Annotated in this window: 12 protein-coding genes; 8 read left to right on the top strand and 4 right to left on the bottom strand. The window is 41.0% G+C overall.

The window, feature by feature from the left end:
- The first annotated feature begins 9 nt into the window (after window positions 1-9).
- A complete protein-coding gene (locus H6G75_RS33120; RefSeq protein ID WP_190982236.1) occupies window positions 10-228 on the top strand; it encodes a DUF4365 domain-containing protein in 219 nt (72 codons plus the stop codon).
- A 204-nt stretch (window positions 229-432) separates the two neighbouring features.
- On the opposite strand, the gene H6G75_RS22685 is transcribed toward H6G75_RS33120, so the two are convergent.
- The gene (locus H6G75_RS22685) at window positions 433-2,259 is read right to left on the bottom strand and encodes a DUF1565 domain-containing protein (protein ID WP_190982235.1); all 1,827 of its coding nucleotides are present in this window, start codon (window positions 2,257-2,259) and stop codon (window positions 433-435) included.
- A gap of 282 nt (window positions 2,260-2,541) precedes the next feature.
- Between H6G75_RS22685 and H6G75_RS22680 the strand changes: the two genes are divergently transcribed.
- Together H6G75_RS22680 and thiS are read left to right on the top strand one after the other, a co-directional pair.
- Window positions 2,542-3,657, top strand: a complete 1,116-nt coding sequence (locus H6G75_RS22680; RefSeq protein ID WP_190982234.1) for a thiamine phosphate synthase — start codon at window positions 2,542-2,544, stop codon at window positions 3,655-3,657.
- Between the two features lie 70 nt (window positions 3,658-3,727).
- A complete protein-coding gene (gene thiS / locus H6G75_RS22675; RefSeq protein WP_190982233.1) occupies window positions 3,728-3,940 on the top strand; it encodes a sulfur carrier protein ThiS in 213 nt (70 codons plus the stop codon).
- Here thiS and H6G75_RS22670 read toward each other — a convergent pair.
- Window positions 3,937-5,148, bottom strand: a complete 1,212-nt coding sequence (locus tag H6G75_RS22670; protein WP_190982232.1) for a glycosyltransferase family 4 protein — start codon at window positions 5,146-5,148, stop codon at window positions 3,937-3,939. The two genes, thiS and H6G75_RS22670, sit on opposite strands and share 4 nt — an antisense overlap.
- Window positions 5,149-6,578: 1,430 nt before the next feature.
- Between H6G75_RS22670 and H6G75_RS22665 the strand changes: the two genes are divergently transcribed.
- Window positions 6,579-7,556, top strand: a complete 978-nt coding sequence (locus H6G75_RS22665; protein ID WP_190982231.1) for a DUF1517 domain-containing protein — start codon at window positions 6,579-6,581, stop codon at window positions 7,554-7,556.
- An 85-nt stretch (window positions 7,557-7,641) separates the two neighbouring features.
- Here H6G75_RS22665 and H6G75_RS22660 read toward each other — a convergent pair whose 3' ends face one another.
- Entirely contained in the window at window positions 7,642-9,288 is a 1,647-nt protein-coding gene (locus H6G75_RS22660) for a mechanosensitive ion channel (RefSeq protein WP_190982230.1), read from the bottom strand.
- 384 nt (window positions 9,289-9,672) lie between these two features.
- On the opposite strand from H6G75_RS22660, the gene H6G75_RS22655 reads away from it, so the two are divergent.
- From H6G75_RS22655 to H6G75_RS22640, 4 genes are all read left to right on the top strand, one after another.
- Complete coding sequence (locus H6G75_RS22655; protein WP_190982229.1) at window positions 9,673-10,125, top strand: SRPBCC family protein; 453 nt, start codon at window positions 9,673-9,675, stop codon at window positions 10,123-10,125.
- A 219-nt stretch (window positions 10,126-10,344) separates the two neighbouring features.
- Entirely contained in the window at window positions 10,345-10,590 is a 246-nt protein-coding gene (locus H6G75_RS22650) for a hypothetical protein (RefSeq protein WP_190982228.1), read from the top strand.
- Window positions 10,571-10,843 (top strand): hypothetical protein, encoded by a 273-nt coding sequence (locus H6G75_RS22645; protein ID WP_190592538.1) that lies wholly within the window; start codon window positions 10,571-10,573, stop codon window positions 10,841-10,843. Before H6G75_RS22650 ends, H6G75_RS22645 begins: the two co-directional genes overlap by 20 nt.
- 176 nt (window positions 10,844-11,019) lie before the next feature.
- Window positions 11,020-12,090 (top strand): LOG family protein, encoded by a 1,071-nt coding sequence (locus tag H6G75_RS22640; protein WP_190982227.1) that lies wholly within the window; start codon window positions 11,020-11,022, stop codon window positions 12,088-12,090.
- 244 nt (window positions 12,091-12,334) lie between these two features.
- On the opposite strand, the gene H6G75_RS33115 is transcribed toward H6G75_RS22640, so the two are convergent.
- Window positions 12,335-14,677 carry a diguanylate cyclase domain-containing protein gene (locus tag H6G75_RS33115; protein ID WP_313934895.1) on the bottom strand — a complete coding sequence of 781 codons (2,343 nt, stop codon included), beginning with the start codon at window positions 14,675-14,677 and terminating at the stop codon, window positions 12,335-12,337.
- Between the last annotated feature and the right edge of the window lie 308 nt (window positions 14,678-14,985).

The following is a 14,985-nucleotide window of genomic DNA, read 5'->3' as shown; positions in this document are numbered from 1 at the left end:
TGCTGAGTAGTGGACATTAATCAACAGAAAGAACAATTTAGCAACGCATATCTTCAAGCTATCACCAGTGTTGCTGGTTATTCTCTTTATAAACCAGCCGTAGACGATGACAGCGTAGACTGGGGCATCGCAGCTACAGGTATTATGGGACGCATCCGTGCGCCTCGCTTGGAATTGCAGCTAAAATCAACATCAAGGGATCTTATGGCAATCCTAAATCATTTGTGAAATTCTCTTTCTTTTCCTTCTTTGTGTCCTTTGCGTCCTTTGCGGTACCCTTCTCCCAAAGGGAGACGCTACGCGAACGGGAAGCCGCTTCGCGTCTACGTTAAAAAAATACTTTTTCACAACTCAGATAGGATTGCTATAGAGCTTTTAAAACTGATGTTTTTTTACATAATTAGGGGCGAAAAACCATTCACCCCTAATGATTTAATTCAAAGGTTCAATAATAGTTCGTAAGCCGTTATTGGTGAGATTTTTTAACATTTCATCAGCGTTAGAACGATTACTAAATACGCCTGCTTGCATCACCCTACGCCCGTTCCAGATGGTAGAAAATGCACCTGGGGCTACAAATTTTACTAGCTCCTGTTCTTGTTCGTTGGCTACTTCAACGATGACGCGGTAACGTGTGTTACTTGTAGGCGGTAAATAACTTTGAGTGTATGTATTTGTATTAGTTTGGGGAAGTGGGACTTTTCGCAGATTGCTAGTATTCCCCAGGGGAACATTACCATCAGGAACGGGTAACAGGGCTGCGCTACCTGGAGAAATTGTTGTATTGGGGATTGGGGTTGGTTGGATGACAGAATCGGGAGCAGCAAATTCAATGGTGTTCGTGTCAATCTGCACGTAATTGAACTGTGAGGATGTTGGTTGTGGTACTGGTTTGGCTGTAGAAACTGGTGGGATGTTTGTTGCTGGTTGGGTTCCTACCAAGCTGCTGGGAACTGGGAAGCCACCAGGGGGAGGAGTAAGTTTTTGTTGGGGCGATTTGGGTTTGATGGGTTTGGTAGGTAATGTGGCGACTGGATTAGGTGTGGGTGGAGCTTTAGGAGTAGAAACAGTAATTTCTGGATTGCTGGGAATGGCTGAGATAACTGTGTTTGGCGTGGTTGGTTGGGGGTTATCTACAACAGCCGTAGCTGGAGCATTCAGATCAATTTTACCTGTAATTTTGTTGCTAGTTAAAGTATTGCCTGTGGCAGCGATCGCTTCTTTGACTGCACTAGCATTAATATCATAGCGAGTATTATTCCGAAATTCGTTACCACCAGCTTCTGTAGTATTACCTAAGTCTGGCATAGCTTGGGCGATCGCCACTAAACCATCTTCTTGACTATCGGCAATCACATTATTGCGGACAATGGGACGCGCCTTGCCTTGGACTAAAATTCCCGAACGATTGTTTTGTATTTGATTACCCATAACCACAGGCGCGGCATTTTGGGTAATATTTACGCCATAACCAGTTTCTTGAAAAATATTTTCTTGCACTTTTGCCTGAGAACTACCACTCAGGGTAATACCATTAGCTCCATTTCGATAAAAATAATTTTTACTAATTGTCGGTGCGCCATTACCACTCACCGCTACACCATCTTGAGTACTGCCGATAAATGTATTTTCAGACACTACAGGGTTACTTGATTCAATCCACAAACCATAACCACGAGGATTAGAATTAGTTACACTCACCCCTGTTAATTCAGCTTGATTTGCCCCCACAATCGTGACATTTTGTCCGCCATAACTGCGACTGAGATACAAGCCACCACCTTGAATTGTAATTCCACTACCTTTGTTAGCTGCATCACCTTGAATGGAAATCCCCGGTCGTAGTATTAAAGGAAACATTTCCCCAGTTTCTTCACTGTAATTACCTGGAGCCAGCATAATTACTGTCTTACCTTGAGCAACACGCAAAGCTTGAGTAATAGTTTTTAACGGTGTGCGATCGCTACCATTACCTGTCGTGTCATCCCCGATACTTGGGTTGACAAACAGTACATTAACCTGAGAAATTGGTCTTTCACCCAGGGGCATTCTATTTGGTACAGATGGCATCTGAGCAACAGCACTACTGTTGATTGCCAGCAAAGTTAAACTTGCCACTCCCATACCAAACATATACAGCAAAAGCGAGTAACCAAAAGCTATCGGTATAGCTAAATTTAAAGATGGATGCAGTTGATCAAGGGTTATCAGCTTGAGCGCCAGCCTATAATGTTGACCTGATACATTGGGGGAAACCATTTTTACCATACTCCTAAGAAATAACAATAAAGTCTTATACCCTTAGACAGTAATATGTCGATAATGTTACCCACAATATTGACCTATTGGCTATTTTAAAGACAAAGTAATTAATGAAGGAAATGTCAAAGATGAAAGGTCAAGGCTGAAAGATGAAATTATCCTACCCTTGGGGCAGCCACCCAAAGGAGAAAATTTCAGACTTCAGACTTCACACTTCAGACTTTTTGCTTCTTAATACCTTTTGCTTAGTAAATTAATGATGCTAAAAACATTGCATATATGAAAGAGGCTGACTATTATGAAAGCACTAATGGAGTTGTGGTAATGGTCGAGCCGTATAGCCAACAAGAGCAAATACAGCAAATTGTTTACCGCATATTAGATGCTAATTTAGACCGCACTCGTGAAGGTTTACGCATCATCGAGGAGTGGTGTCGTTTTGGGTTGAATAATGCTCAGTTAGCAGGAGAATGTAAATACCTGCGACAAGAGTTAGCAAAGTGGCATACAGCAGAAATACGGGCAGCACGAGATACAGTAGGTGATATCGGCACTGATTTATCTCATCCCCAAGAAGAACAACGCGCTAGTATTAAGTCGCTGTTGCAAGCTAACTTTTGCCGTGTTCAAGAAGCATTGCGGGTGTTGGAAGAATATGGCAAGCTATATAGCCCCAATATGGGCAAAGCTTTTAAGCAAATGCGTTATCGGGTTTATACCCTAGAAAGTAGTTTGATGGGTTATCAACGCCATCAGTTATTGTGGCGATCGCATTTATATTTAGTCACATCGCCATCAGACAATTTATTCGCCACGGTAGAATCTGCACTCAAAGGCGGATTGACTTTAGTCCAGTACCGCGATAAAAATTCCGATGATACTGTGCGGTTGGAACAAGCAACTATACTTAGGCAGCTATGTCATGCTTATGGCGCTTTGTTGATTATGAACGATCGCGTCGATTTAGCCTTAGCTGTAGATGCTGATGGTGTACATCTGGGACAACAAGATATGCCCATTGCTTTGGCGCGTCAATTATTGGGGCCACAGCGCATCATTGGTCGTTCTACTACTAATTCGGAAGAAATGCACAGGGCGATTAACGAAGGCGCAGATTATATCGGTGTCGGCCCCATTTACGAAACTCCCACCAAAGCAGGTAAAGCCGCAGCCGGCTTAGAATATGTCCGCTACGCCGCCCAAAATAGCCCTATCCCTTGGTTTGCCATTGGCGGCATTGATGCCAATAATATCAATGATGTCATTGATGCTGGTGCAGAAAGGGTAGCAGTAGTGCGATCGCTTATGCAAGCCGAACAGCCAACTTTAGTCACTCAATACTTGCTGTCTCAATTAAATCGCGTCCGACCACAACCAGAAATCATTCAGAATTGAGTGCTGAGTGCTAAGTAAATATAAAACTAACCCCTAGCCCCTAACCTCTAGCCCCTTGTTCAAAACAGTTATGTCCGAGCAAATTACCCTTCAGGTAAATGGAGAAACTCGCAGTTGTTCATCTCCATCGTTGTTACCCGATTTACTACAACAATTGGGTTTCAATCCGCGTTTAGTGGCGGTGGAGTATAACGGGGAAATTTTGCATCGCCAATTTTGGCCTCAAACGATTGTACAACCAGGCGATCGCTTGGAAGTTGTAACTATTGTTGGCGGTGGTTAATTTTCTTGATAAAGCATCCGGTGAAGAGTTTTGCGCCTCGCTAATTCTTTACCTTTGCGACCGAGTTGTTCGCGCAATTGCTGGTCTTGACACAAGCGTTTAAAGGCTTGAAAAACTTCATAGCCAGATTTTGGGTTAACTAAAATACCATTTTCTTCGTGACTCACTACCTCAATCACAGAACCTAAACGAGAAGCAATTATAGGCTTACCAAAGTAACTTGCTTCTAGATATGTCACCCCAAAACCATCAATAAATTTTGCTTTGCTATCATTCACTGTCAGCATCGCAAAGATATCACAAGCTCCATAGTAACCTGCTAACTCGCTTTCAGGTACGTGACCAGCAAAGTGTACCCGTTGGTCTACCCGCAAGCGTTGTGCGATCTTTTTCAATTCTGACTCACAAGCACCTTGACCACAAATTACATAGTGAACATCTATCCCAATAGTCAACAGTAAGGGGAGATTTTCAATCACTTGTTCAAAACTTTTCTGTTTTACTAGTCTTCCGACTGAAAGGATGACAATTGCGGTTTCGGGAATGTTGTAGCTTTGGCGTATCTTAAGCCGTAAATTATCAAGATGACTTTGGTTTGTCCCGATACTAAATTTTTCTGGTCTAACTATGGGATGAATGACATGGGTAGGAGTTTGCAACCGGAATGTGTTTCTGAGGTAATCTCTTGTAAAGGCGCTGTTACAAACAATGCCCGTGGCGCGGGATAATGTTAACTTAAAGAGCGATCGCCACAAGGGATTGCCTAATACAGAGCGAATATCATAACCGTGTAGATAAATAAAAAAACGAATAGGTAATAGATAGCTCAATAATAATAGTGAGGGAAACTCGTAACTGTGTCCCCATTCTATATAACGATAGTGATAGCGAAAATAAAGCTTAATTGCTAATACAAATGAACTAACTAAATTCATCCAAGACTGGAAAACATTTCCCCAAAATCCTCCAAGCAAATATTTAGAATTAGGCCAGCGATAGACGGGGAACTGTTGCGTCTCATCAAATTTTTTATCTCCCGCACAACTAGCCGCTAACACAATAATCCGTTCTGGATCTTGCACACAACGGTTATAGATATATTCACTAATTACCGCCTCTTGTGGCAAAAATAGACGCGATATCACTAAAATATCTGGACATGATGTTTTTTCTCTAATGTTTGGCGCTAGTTGAGAAATATGTTCCATGTTAATTTTTGTAATTTTATGTAAATAATAATTTTGTTTGTATGTTTAATATAAGTATAATGCTGCCCGTAAGTTAGCTCTGCTCACTAACAGTTAGCAATTGATAATCATCATCACTTTAGAATTTCGATATTCATCAAAATTCACCTCAGACTTGATATTTCATTAACATCAATTGATTACTTAATAGTAGTTATCATCACCAATAACTTACTGAAGTTACACAAGGTGAGTCCCACTAATTTAAGTTACTTTGGTAACAAATTTGCTTGACTAGTTCTAATTAATCTTGGTGCTATTTATACTATATCTACATATATCTAGAATCGCAATTTATTTTCATCTGACCAGTAGATAAATTAAAAACTATGTGTCTATTTTTTCCTCTAAGTATATTTTAGCCAAGGGAGATTGTAAAAAATGCAGCAGAATTTACTTGTAGCTAGAATGTGAAATTTTTGCATTCTGTAACCGAACTTTGACCGATTTGTCATGTATCCAAAGTGCAAACTTATCTGGCACTTAATGTTAAATAATTATAAAATTTGTCAAAGTTGTTTAAAAAAAGTTACTATTTGCGACAAATACAATACATAACCAATTTTAATTATCATTCTTTTATTCCAAGTGGTGGGAAACAAACATAATTCTCAATTCCTCTTGCTTAAGTGAATTTATTAACATCCTTTAAAAAATATTCTAAATCATTAAATATAGAGATTCACTAGTTATTTATATGAAGTGTTTGTTAAATATAGGAATCCGGTTGGATTTTTGAAATTATCTGTAAAGGCTGTGAGTTAGGTGTTGAGAGAGAGAAAGAGCATTTTTGGATTTACTGTATTTTTTCTCAAAACCAAATGCAAGTCCTATATATATTTTTGTAATAATTGATGCTATTTGGTGAATACATAAGCAATTTATTTTGATAATTGAAATTATTTTTGTCAGTTGGAAGTAGTTAAGAGTACTTTTTGGATGAATTGTATTCTTCAGCAATTAAATTTAGGTATGGTGTAGCCAGTCAGTAGGAAAGAAGCCTAACCAGAGAAGGTGGTCATTGGGCTTGTCGAAGTGCAGGCTTTGTTTGTATGGCATCCGACTTCAGCCTGAAGACTATGTGCTGAAAGTGGATGCACCCATCGTTAGCCTGATTTTAGAGCAATTATTAATTGATCCCAAAGTTACTATGCTCTAGCAGAAGTTCCAAGGTACGGTAATCTACTACAGAAATCCCCCCTGCGCCTGCTGTGTACCTAGGGTAAGTCGCGGTAAATTGAAGATGTAGCAACAGTTAATGATGTTACAGAAAGCTACTGCCAATACAATACTCGCTTACTAGTCGCGGGCTGGCATCAGCTACATACCGCAAAATCCTATCAACAATAGGATGCAATCATCAGCAATCAAATTTTTCAAGCGACTGTGTTATGCGTAAAAAACTACAACAAACCATCAAACCACTGTTAAAAACCTTCTTTGTCCTCAGCTTAGTATTAGCTTTAGCATTAGGTCATGCTGACGGAGCCTTAGCGGCTCGCAGTGGTGGTCGTATCGGGGGCGGTTCATTTCGAGTTCCTTCGAGCCGCACTTATACACCTCGTACCTACGCACCTCCTGGTGGTGGCGGATACTATGCTCCTTATCCTGGTGGTGGTTTTGGCTTTCCGTTCCTCTTACCGTTTTGGGGTATTGGCGGCGGATTTGGCGGTCTATTTACAATTTTAATTTTTATTGCGATCGCTAACTTCCTGGTTCAAAGTTTCCGCCGTTCTAACAGTGATGGAATTGATGAAGTTGGTTATAACAGCAACCCCAATGTTTCTGTAACTCGCTTGCAAGTTGGTTTGTTAGCCCAAGCCCGTGATTTGCAACCCGCACTCAACAAAATTGCTGAACTGGCTGATACTAACTCTCCCGAAGGTAGAGCCGCAGTTGTCCAAGAAACAAGTCTAGCTTTACTCCGCCATCCAGAATATTGGGTCTATGGTGGCGGTGGTACACAACAAGCTAAATTAAACTCTGCGGAAAGCCAATTCAATCGTTTAGCATTGGCAGAACGCAGCAAATTTAGTGAAGAAACTCTTTCTAACGTCAATAACCAACTCAAAGCTGCTTTAGCAAAAGAAGCTTTACCTGCTAGTGATGAACTCGACAACCCAACTCGCCTCATTACTGAAGGCCCTGGGGAATATATTATCGTTACCTTGTTAGCAGCAACTCTCGGTAAATTTGAAATTCCTGCTATCAACTCTGCTGACGACTTACGCCAAGCCTTGCGCCAAATGGGTAGTATTCCTGGTGAACAATTGTTAGCAATTGAAGTTTTATGGACTCCTCAAGCTGAAGGTGATACCTTAACTTCTGATGATTTGTTCGCAGAATATCCTGATTTGAAATTGATGTAAGCAGTAGTCAGAAGTCACAATTAAAAAAACCCGCTCAAGATGGTTAATCCATTCCTGCAAGCGGGTTTTTTCATAGGTTATGGTACTAGCCTTTATCCTTGAAAGAATCTAGCCACTCTTTAACTTGTTCGCGGGCGATATCGCGTCCACCCAAACCAAAAGCTAAAGCAATAGCAACAGCGATCGCACCAAGTAATAAACCAAATGCTAAATTAACAATATCGCTGGCAACCCCAATTTGTTGTAATGCCATTGCCGAAACTAGTGCAATAATAGAAATTCTGGCGACTTGGGCTAGAATTTTCGCTTGGCGATCGCCGGAACTGCTAATTAAATTAAAGGCGAGATTTGCCAGGAATAATCCGATAGCAAACACAATTAACCCGGATAAAATCCGCCCCAAAATAATTAAAATGCCAGTTACCAATGTTGTTAGAGCCGGAATATTTAAAATATTCACTGCTGCTACAGTGGCAAATAGCAGAATGCCGACTAAAGTAATAATGCCAGCAATTTCTGAAGGTGTGCGGAGTGGGGTTAATGGTTGTGTTTCAGCATAGACATCTTGTCTAGCAGGTGAGGGTAAACCCAGTACTGCAAAAATATTATTAAAGCCCAAACTAGTCAAAACACTAGTGACTAAATCGCCGACAAATCGCCCCACAAAAAAGGCGACAATTAAGATAGCTACGGCGGTGAAAATAGCAGGCAAACTATTTAAAATCTGTTGCAGCATAGTAATTGCTGGTACAGATATTGCCTCAATTTTCAAAGCATTCAGGGCGGCGATCGCTACAGGAATCAAAATTAAAACATAAACAATGGTGCCGATAATTGTCGATAAAGACTGTGCGCCCATTGCTGATGAAAGTCCAAACCGACTACCTAAATAATCGATGCCTGTTGTGGCTAATAAATTAGTTACAATTCGGCGGACAATATTCGCTAAAAACCAACCCAACACCGCAATTAAAATTGCTGCCAAAATGTTGGGCAGGATTGAAAGAATTTCGGTAATTAAGGCTTGTACTGGTAAAAGTGCCTGTCGGAGTCCGAGAGTATCAAGAACTGGTGCCAGAAACAGTAAGAAGATAAACCAATATAAAGCATTAGCGATCGTCTCACTTAAAGAAATGCGATCGAGGCTGATAGTATCTTCCGACGTTTCTTGATTTAGCCGCTCATCCAGTTTGAGTGCCTGCAATCCTCGCAACGTCACAAGTTTGATAATACTTGCTAACACCCAAGCAACCCCTAACAGAATGCCTGCACCCAAAACTTTTGGCAAAAAGCCTATTAGTTGGTCGAGGAAATTATTCAGGGGTCGAGAAGCGACTTCCAGTCCCAGCGCCTGTAAAGCAGCTACTACCGTGATGAGAATAATGCTCCATAAGACCAAACCAGAGATGAACTTCTCAACTTGAGGAACATCTCTGCGTCCTGTCACCCCCGCCGCAATGCGATTATCAATGTCTGTGCGATTCAGGATGCTTCTAGTTATTGCCGCTATCACCAAAGCAACCAGTATCCCTACCAACAAGATTGCTACAGCACCTAGCAATCTTGGTGTATATAGAATTACTTGTTGTCCAATTCCTTGCAGATCCGCAATTCCTTGGTTTAAGTTTGGTTGATCTAACGGCAGATTAGGTGATTGTCCTAACAATTCCTGCCCTTTTATCGACAAACCCATGTCTATCAACCGGGTTATCCCTGGCCAATTTGTGTTCATGGTTTCTTTGGTATTAAGTTTATGTGTTTGCCAAAAATACTTGTGAACTCAGTAGAGTAGATTTGAGGATGCCAAATTACACTCTAGTAAGTTTACGTGAATTTTGCGTATCAATTTACCAGTAAATATATCTAGGCAATTGATAGATAGGCTAATTTGTTACAAATAACAAAATATTGACGCACAAAATTCTTGAGACTGGGTGTAGGGTGTAAGGGTGTGGAGCTTCGTCGTGAGCGTCAGCCGAACGGTGTAAAAGTTTTAGATACTTACACCCCTATACCCTTACACCCTTTCTTCTCACTGCGTAAGTCTCGATTGAGCTTGTAGATCACAAGCCATTTTGAGTTAATCTAAGGGCAGCGACAGGATTGGTGAGTTGGCATGACCCAAGTTTTTGAACAATCAATTCAAATTAACGCCACAGCCGCAGTTGTAGAACGCTGTATTACCGATTTAGGGTTGATGCACCGTTGGCTGAATCCTGCATTGCGCTGCGAACCTATAGGTGAGGTTTGGAGTACGGATATAGGCAGTCAAAGTCGCTTTATTATTCAAGTTCCTGTGGTGAAACCAACTCTGAAAAGTGTGGTTGTAGAAAGACAACCAGGTTTAGTGGTTTGGGAATTTCAGGGATTTTTTCAAGGACGCGATCGCTGGGAATGTCAACCAGTAGCAAAGGGAACATGCTTACTCAATCGCTTCGAGTTTGTGATTCCTAATCCCATCGTGAGTTGGGGATTTAATAATTTTGCCGCAGCGTGGACAAAACAAGATATGCAAGCCCAATTACGCCGCCTTAAACGGGTTGCAGAAGAAGTACAAATCAGTCAATAATCAATCTCAGTATTTCAGTAGATACTGTCAGCACTTAAGTATCATTGCGATTGACCGTCTTTGTTTATTCTGAAAAATTTGCGTATTCTCTCAGCCGTCAATTACGCAAATGCGCTGATCCTTCAATTACCCATCTTCATAAATTCAGCAAGATCACGGTTACATTGAATTGGGGTTCTGATCAACACTGCCAATATCCAGTTTATTAGGGTGCAACTTATGACTAGCCCTGCGATGAAATTTATTAGAGTCAATCTGGAAATGGCGAAAGAAGTAGCCCATAAATGGGAGCAAGCTTCCTATAGTCAAACCAGTGCTTACTGTTTGGATATCTTAAGAGAACTAGGATTTCCTAGTACTGAACTACCTGTTAACTTGCAAACTCGTGAAGAACAGTTAAATTTCATCGCAGGCTTTGCTTCTTATGCGTTTGGGGAGGTACAAAATGTCCAAGGCGCTAGTTGAAGACTTGTTTAATGAGCCAGAATGGGCAGAAGAAACCGCTGTACCAGCAACAGATAGAGAATTATTACTGCTCACAGAAAGAATTTCCAGTTTTGAAATTCCTCTGCAAGTATTTTTGCAAGCTGTAGCGATCGCAGCTTACGATTGTGCATCTGCCTTCCGTTATGCTGATAATTATTTAATGACTCATCACAAGAATAAGCGAAAGAATCTGCGTGTTTTCAAGCCTTTGCGTAATTTTGAGAATAACTGAAATTATACATACCCAAATCTTGCCCCTCTAAGCGTCTCTTTAGAGGGGTTTTGTTTTGGACTTCCCGACTCCGACTCACCACTTTCTTTCCTCAGACATTTCAACAAATTCTAAAAAAATTGTAAATATCGCTCCAAAATTAGATAGAATGTATTGCCACTCTGCCATCTGTTCTCATGACCTCATCTGCGTCGTTCGACACATTAGAGTCTCTGCAAGCTGATATTGTTGACTTAATCGATCGCCTACCGACGTTAAAAAATCGGCAATATATCCAACAGACCCTTGCTACTATCATCCGTCTAGCCGATAGTGACATTGAGCGTCTGGATTGGAAAATATTATCGGCTGCTTTAGCGGATATGGAGCGAGGCTTCGAGTTATTTTATAACTACCGACACGTACGTAAAGTAACTATATTTGGTTCTGCCCGCCTATCGCCAGAAACGCCAGAATACAAAATGGCGTTAGAATTTGGTCGCGCTGTGACTCAACTAGGATTTATGGTGATGACAGGCGGCGGCGGTGGGATTATGCAAGCAGGTCATGAAGGCGCTGGGCGAGAAAATTCTTTTGGCTTAAATATTCAGTTACCTTTTGAACAGCAAGCAAATCCTATTATTGAAGGTGATCCTAAGTTAATTAACTTTAAGTATTTTTTCACCCGTAAGCTGTTCCTCCTCAAAGAAAGTGATGCGGTGGCGCTATTTCCTGGCGGATTCGGTACTCAAGATGAAGCTTTTGAGTGTATGACTTTAAGCCAAACGGGTAAATTTGGCCCTGTACCTTTAGTATTAATCGACCATCCTGGCGGTGATTATTGGCGGTCTTGGAGCGATTATATTGATCAACAACTGGTGCAGAAAGGTCTTGTCAGCCCAGAAGACCCTAATTTGTACACGGTGACAGATAACCTGGAAGTAGCCTGCAACGCCATTACGCGTTTTTACAAGGTTTATCATTCCAGCCGCTATGTTAGTAATCAGTTAGTGATTCGTTTAAGTTGTGATTTGTCAGACGCGGAAGTCGAACAATTGAATGCTGAATTCAGTGACATTCTAGTCAAAGGCAAAATTGAAAAAAGTCAAGCATTACCCCAAGAAGCCCAAGATGAAACTGCTGATTTACCTCGGTTAATTCTGCACTTCAATCAACGGGATTTAGGGCGGTTGTATCAGATGATTGCCACAATTAACCAAATGGGTAGTCCTTCTCAAGAGGAAATAGCACATCCTGAGAGAAAGTAGAAAGTGCTGAGTGCTGAGTGGGGGTAGACAAGGTAGAGGGGGTAGACAAGGTAGAGGGGGTAGAAAGATTGCTCCCTTGTCTCCCTTGTCCCCCTTGTCCCCCTTGTCTCCCCTCCCTTGTCTCCCTTCCCTTGTCCCCCTTGTCCCCTGCCCATAGTGCTGAGTGCTGAGTAGTAACCCAATATTTTCAAGAATAGCAGCAGAAGACTTTTACCTCTGTAACCTATAACCTGTAAGCTATAACCTACTGAGCATAAATTTGACTCACACAAAAGCGATCGCGTCCTTGGGCTTTAGCTTGGTAAAGGGCTTTATCTGCGGCATCAATTAAATCTAAAGGCAGCAAATCAGATGTGGGAATTACTGTAGCAATTCCAATACTTAAGGTGACATATTCTTTGACTACCGATGTCAGATGGGGAATATTGAACTGTTTAACAGTTTGATGAATTGCTTGGGCAACCTGAACCGCACCCTGTTCGTTAGTGTTGGGTAAAATAAGGGCAAATTCTTCACCCCCATAACGAGCTACTAAATCTGTATTGCGTTTAAGATTTTGTTGAAAAGCTTGGGCTACAAGGCGTAAACAATCATCTCCCGCCCGATGACCGTAGGTGTCATTATATTGTTTGAAATAGTCAACGTCACATAATAGTAAGGAAATACAACCTTGCTCTCTGATCAGATATTGCCAGACACTTTGCAGTTTACTCTCAAAACAGCGACGATTGGCAATTTGAGTTAATGGATCAACCATTGCGATGTTTTCTAGTTGCTGGTTAGCAAGTCGTAATTTGTGATAGAGTTCCGATTGCTGAATTGCGATCGCTAGTTGTGTTGCTAGTTGTTGCAGCAGTTCACTTTCCCACGGTTGCCACTGGCGAGGGGCGCTACAATGATGAGCAATTAACAAACCCCAAAGGCGATCGCTTTGTAAAATTGGCACAACTAGTTTAGCCTTGACTTGCAATTTTTCGAGTAACTGCACACAACAATCAGTCAATCCGGCTGTGTAAATATCTGAAGTCGCTTTGATTTGGCCTTGTTGGTAAGATTTTCCCTGTGTTTCTCCAAAATATTTGTCTGTAATTTGCATATTTAATATCGGTTGCCAACCTGCGGCTACAGATTCAGTCACTACTACACCACTCCAATCTGCCTGAAAACGGTAAATAATCACACGATCAGTTTGTAGAAATTGTCTAACTTCGGCGACTGTAGTGTTTAAAATTACCTCTAAATCTAAGGATTGGCGGATGTGTTGGGCGATTTTCGCAATCATTCGTTCTCGTTGGGCTTGCTGTTGTAGTGCGAGTTCAGCTTGTTTGTGGGCTGTAATGTTTGTAAATGATGCGACTACTGCGTAAGGCTTTGATTGGTGCGGATAAAACAAGGGCTGAGAATTGATGGAAACCCAGGTCAGACTGCCATCAGCTTTATAAATTCCTACGATCACGTTAAACTGGGGTCGCCCTGTACGTAATGTCACCAAAGCCGGACAATTTTCCCTCGGAAACGGTGAACCATCTTCATAAATCGCTCGCCATCGTGGATCGATAGCAGATATTCCCATCATTTGCTCAGATGTTAACCCCAAAATTCTTTCGGTACTTTCATTACAGGCTGTAATAGTGCCATCAGCTTGCTGTAATATAATGCCTTCTGCCATTGTGGTAATGACAGAGCGATAGTTTTGTTCACTATTTTTGAGTGAATTTTCTGCCTGTAAGCGATCGCTAATATCTTCAAAGATATATAGTCGCCCAAAGTATTGATCCTGGCTATCTCGAATTTGACTAGAAAAGCGACGAATTGTCCGTCCATCAACAAACAAAATTTTATCTTCTACTACCGCACGATTTTCCTCAGACTGTAACGGTTTACAGGATTCTATAAATGCAGGTAAATCGGCTATCAGTGGTATGCACTCAGGGATAATATCATTATTCTTCAACACACCAAGGCGCATTTGCGTTTCTAAATGCTCCAGCCCCCAAATTTTACAGAAGCGTTGATTAAAATACAAAATTTCGTCGGTGCGATTGTCAACTACCAAAAACCCTAGTACAGATGTGTCTGTCAACGAACTTAACAATGCTTCCCGCCAGCGTAACTCTGCGTCGACGCGTTGGCTTTTTTCCCAAGCTGCTTGCTGCTGATTTGCCAAAATAAGGGAATTCTCAATCACTGACTTACGCGTGCGTCTTATGTCGATCTCAATTGGATTGCTGGACTCGACAATTCCTTCAACCAGCATTGCCATTCGCCCTGGCTCGATTTTAATTCCAGAACAAAAACAGCGAACAGCAACAGGTTGCCCATCTGGGTAAAATGTCCAGTTTTCAGTGATGGTTTTTCCTTGCTGAAATTCTTGCAGATAGTTTTTCTGAGGCATCCAACTCAGTTCGGGAACATTACTGAAGTTGCGATTGAGCAATTCTTCCCGACTGGGAAGATTCCAAAGACGAAGTGATGCTTTGTTTGCCCACCACATCTGCATATTTTCTAAATCATAAATCCAAATTGGAGTTTGTAATCTCTCAAATGCCCTCAATTCTGCGACAGAGATATGTTTTGGCAATACCACTTGTCTTGATATATGGTTATTAAATACTTTGTAAGTCTAGTTTTATTATGTTTATCGATGACTAAATTAGGTATGAGAGTCTGTTTGAGGTTAACAGCAAAGCTTGAATAGATGCTGAAATTTATGAATATATTACATGATTTAGCTAATTAAGTAAATTGACTAAGTGTACTTATATGATAATGATTATAAAAACAAGATACATGAAATCAAAATTAATTTCAAGCTCATAATTTGATAGTTAGTCAAAACTTTAAATGCCAATTAACGAAGTTTGTAGACTCAAATTAATGTAATATTGTGTTGCA

Origin of the sequence: Nostoc sp. FACHB-280, from assembly GCF_014697615.1 — a bacterium.
Classification (GTDB): domain Bacteria; phylum Cyanobacteriota; class Cyanobacteriia; order Cyanobacteriales; family Nostocaceae; genus Nostoc_B.
Note: the sequence above shows the minus strand (reverse complement) of the source record. Positions and strands in the feature narration are given on the sequence as shown.